This window comes from Caloramator australicus RC3 (assembly GCF_000297115.1).
Taxonomy (GTDB): Bacteria; Bacillota; Clostridia; order Clostridiales; family Caloramatoraceae; genus Caloramator; species Caloramator australicus.
Window position 1 is genome coordinate 1 of sequence record NZ_CAKP01000077.1, and the last position, 3,155, is coordinate 3,155.

Genomic DNA, 3,155 nt, shown 5'->3' on the forward strand with positions numbered 1-3,155 from the left:
ATGAACATAAAAAAAGAGGGGTAACCCCTCATGGTTAAGCTGAAATATTTACTTCAGTCTGAGCTTCGTAAATAAGCTCACTATCAATAACTCTTGTGTTTTTGTTAGCTCCAGCAATCAAGCTCATTCTTGCAATTGCGTTTAGTGGCCTTAAAAGCCCATTAGAGCTTGAATATAAAAGTTCGAGGGCATCCTCGGTAAATATAGGTTCACTGCAACCAGCAATTTTAAGCATATATGGAATATACAGCTTTACTTCATCTAAGGTTAATCCTTTTAAAGAGTAATTAACAACAATTCTTTGTCTTAGTGCTTCATGCGGTTGCCTTTGAATTTGAGATATAAATTGAGTTTGACCGGAAAGAATAAGAACAGCACAATCTTTAGAGTCCATTTGAAAGTTAAAAATTATTCTTAGATCGTCAAGTATTGAATTTTTAAGGAATTGAGCTTCGTCTAATATGATAATAGGAGTTATGTTTTTGCTATGATAGTATGTGTATATTGATTCTTGTATCTGTTTGAACATAGAAACCTTTTTAAATGATGGAATAATGCCAAGACCATCACAAAGGGCCTTGTAAAAATCCATAACAGTTAATGTAGATAGAGGAATATATACACATTTAAAAAGATTAGGATTCAGAGAATTAACAAAATATCTCAAAAGAGATGATTTACCAGAGCCGGGCTCTCCAGTTAAAAGACCAAAACCCTTAACATTTTTTAAGAAGTCGAGTCGTGAAATGGCCTGATTAAAGTCATTAGATTTGAAGAAGAATTTTGTTTCTATATCCTTTTGAAAAGGATCAAAAGAAAGACCATAAAAAGCAGTAAACATAATCAAACCTCCTTTGAATTTGTAGAAAAACTTAAAAAATCAATGGGTTTAATATTTCTTTGTCTTTTTACTTTGGAATTGTCAATTTTGTTAACCGGGTAAATAGTGTCTAAAATATGGTTATCATCAGAAAAAATATATGCTTTATCTAAAGAAGAAGGGTCATAACGAACATTAATTCTTTCACCGACATACTTAAAAGGGACTTCAAAGGAAATATTCTGTAGTTGAATAGTGCAATCATTTCTAACCTTGCGAGTAACACGATAGAGGAATAAATAATCAATCTCTTGTTTAGAAGGGATAAATTTTATCTTTTCAATATGCTTCATATATTTTTCAATAGGCTTTTGTTTAATAGATGAATGATAACTGACATTGTAAACACCCTCAACATACTCCTGCAAAGATAGATTTAACTCATCGATGGAAGAAAAGCTAGACCAATCGATACTACCAAGCCATTGCTCCTGAAGAGTTTTAAACCACCTTTCGATTTTGCCCTTTGATTGGGGGGAGTATGGTTTTGCAAAACAAAGAATAGTTCCTAAGGAAGCACAGATAAACTCCATTTGTTCAGACTTGTAAACCTTGCCGTTATCAACGAATATTTTCTTAGGAATACCTCTTTTAGATACAGCATCTTTAAAGACTGATAACAAAGATACAAAATTATCCTCAAAGAAAGCTTTGCAACTAACGACTAATCTTGAAGCATCATCTAAAAAAGCAACGATATATGTTTTGTGTTTTTTACCATCGATAGTTAAGTATGGTCCAGAAGAAATATCCGATTGCCAGCAGTCGTTAGGATATTCAAATTCAAAGGCCCTTCTTTCGGAAGATTTATTTTCTAAGGGCAAAGAATTTTTGCTTAAAAATCTTTGAACGGTTGACAGAGAAATTTCACCTATAGAAAAATAGCCACGAGCAATTAATTCAAAATAAATGGACTTAGCAGAACGAGAAGGGAATTCGGCCTTACAAGACAAAATAAATTCCTTAGCTTCATCAGATAATTTTCTGAAATTACCCTTATCCTTTCTAAACTTAGGATAAAGACCATTAATACCATACTTTCTATACAAGCGAAGCCAATCCTTAACAGTAGAAGGAGCGAATTCTTTTTTCCCAGTGGGAGTATCATACTGTTTAGCACAAATTTCTTGAAAATATTCTTTTACTGAAGATTGAGTATATGTATTGGTGATAACAGGTGCAATGAGAGAATAACGAAAAAGAGCGATCTTTTGCCTTAAATCCTCATCCATAACAAAACCTCCTTTTTAAGTTATACTAAAATTATGGACAAATTGTTAGGAGTATATCCCTATTAAATTATGTGGGATGTTTAGGATGAGAATAAAATGGAAACAGATGGTTGATATGAAAACAAAATAATGTAAAGCGGGACTTAAAAGGTTCAAAAAATGCTTAAATAAATTGAAAAAGGACTTAAAAAAGCAAAAAAAAGGACACTTCCCCTAATTACACGACTGCTCATCAAGGAGAAAAGAAATATGAAGGCATTGAACTAAAATATGAAGTATTGAAGGATATATTTCTTCTTTCAAAAGAGATGATGTATTTAATCAAAATACCAAAGTTAATTAAATCAGCCTCAGGATAAATATCAGTAGAATAAGCAAAGAAGGCTTTAATTTCATTAAATTTAGAGATAAATCTTTTGTGGAATCTACTTAAAGAAGCAGTATTAAGAGCACAGAGGGAGTTAAATTTTTTAACCTGAGAAAGAATTTCACTATATGAAGAACCAAGAACAAACTTAAGGAACAGAAGAAAAAGAATAGTATAAAAAGAGTATTGAAAATATGGGACAAGAAAGTGAGGTAAAAGAGCATGAGTTTTTTTACAAGATGGACATTTAACACGTAATACTTTGATTTTGTAAGTTCCAAATACGGTAATAACGTTACGATAATAGTATCCATGCCTATGGAGTTTACCCATATAGCCACAATTTTTACAGCCATATTGAGTTGGATAGAAAGATGCTTCCCCTAAAAACAAATATTGATGAATAAAGTTAGAAAATTTGGATATAATCATAATTAAAGAACAACAAAATTTCAGATTTAGGGGAAAAGCTTATGTGGAGGTAGAGGGCTTTTCCCCTATATTTTTGTTGTTCAGTTTAATATGATTATTTGTAAAAAACTAAAAATTATGCATTGTTGAGGATAAAGAAATTTGACTTGAAAGAATGCAATTTATTTCATCCTTTAGAAACATGCGAGGTTAAAATAATTTGCATTTTTGAATTGATTTTTAGATGGAATAATGTGCTGTTTAA

The 3,155-nt window shown here is 31.3% G+C and carries 3 protein-coding genes; all 3 read right to left on the reverse strand.

Features of this window, described 5'->3' with window-relative positions:
* Positions 1 to 34: 34 nt before the first annotated feature.
* Complete coding sequence (locus tag CAAU_RS07155; RefSeq protein ID WP_008908767.1) at positions 35 to 841, reverse strand: ExeA family protein; 807 nt, start codon at positions 839 to 841, stop codon at positions 35 to 37.
* A 2-nt stretch (positions 842 to 843) separates the two neighbouring features.
* Positions 844 to 2,112 (reverse strand): DDE-type integrase/transposase/recombinase, encoded by a 1,269-nt coding sequence (locus CAAU_RS07160; RefSeq protein ID WP_008908768.1) that lies wholly within the window; start codon positions 2,110 to 2,112, stop codon positions 844 to 846.
* A 232-nt stretch (positions 2,113 to 2,344) separates the two neighbouring features.
* On the reverse strand, positions 2,345 to 2,911 hold the full coding sequence (locus CAAU_RS14265; RefSeq protein WP_008908769.1) for a DUF6431 domain-containing protein: 567 nt from the start codon (positions 2,909 to 2,911) through the stop codon (positions 2,345 to 2,347).
* Positions 2,912 to 3,155: the final 244 nt, after the last annotated feature.

Excerpts from the sequence above, each read along its gene's own strand:
- CAAU_RS07155 (WP_008908767.1), bottom strand. The coding sequence starts at position 841 with ATGTTTACTGCTTTTTATGGTCTTTCTTTTGATCCTTTTCAAAAGGAT.
- CAAU_RS14265 (WP_008908769.1), bottom strand. The coding sequence starts at position 2,911 with ATGATTATATCCAAATTTTCTAACTTTATTCATCAATATTTGTTTTTA.
- CAAU_RS07160 (WP_008908768.1), bottom strand. The coding sequence starts at position 2,112 with ATGGATGAGGATTTAAGGCAAAAGATCGCTCTTTTTCGTTATTCTCTC.